This window comes from Vibrio sp. Vb2880, from assembly GCF_033337975.1.
Lineage (GTDB): Bacteria > Pseudomonadota > Gammaproteobacteria > Enterobacterales > Vibrionaceae > Vibrio > Vibrio alginolyticus.
In genome coordinates, this window is record NZ_JAWORT010000086.1 from 1 (window position 1) to 616 (window position 616).

The following is a 616-nucleotide window of genomic DNA, read 5'->3' on the forward strand; positions in this document are numbered from 1 at the left end:
AGTAAATTACCACCTTCTAAAGAAGGTGGCTTTGTGTGAGCCCCCTAAAAGGGGGCCTTTGTTTAGTCCAGCGCCAATTGCTGCTGCTCTACTCGCTCTTGCTTCTCTTGATGTCTTACATATCGGCGTATTATTTCTTCATTGATTCCAACACTATCGACAAAATAGCCTCTTTGCCAAAAGTGATTACCCCAAAGCCTGTTCTTCCTAAGGTGAGGAAACTTGCTAAATAGCTTTAAGGCTATTTTGCCTTTCAATACCCCCATCAACTTGGATATCGAAAGCTTTGGTGGGACCTTTACAACTAAATGGACGTGGTCAACTTGTACGTTTAGCTCTACGACTTCACATCCAAGTTGATTACAGTAAACATAAATACATCGATAAACTTCTTTACCTATATTGTTCTTCAAGATCCTAAATCGATACTTTGGCGTCCACACTATATGGTATTGACAACGCCAAAATACGTGGGAAGCTTGATTGTATCTACTCATGTTATTTGTCCTCTTTGACTTCTGGAAAAATCAAAGACGCATTTAGCATGAGTAGTTTTACAGGCAAAGCCGAAACGGATGATAACCACCTACTGAAGTAGGTGGTTTAGGGCTGAAAA

1 protein-coding gene is annotated in these 616 nt (G+C 40.4%); it reads right to left on the minus strand.

Features of this window, described 5'->3' with window-relative positions:
- Nucleotides 1–62: 62 nt before the first annotated feature.
- Nucleotides 63–497, minus strand: a complete 435-nt coding sequence (gene tnpA / locus R7M92_RS25045) for an IS200/IS605 family transposase (protein WP_017633711.1) — start codon at nt 495–497, stop codon at nt 63–65.
- Nucleotides 498–616 lie beyond the last annotated feature (119 nt).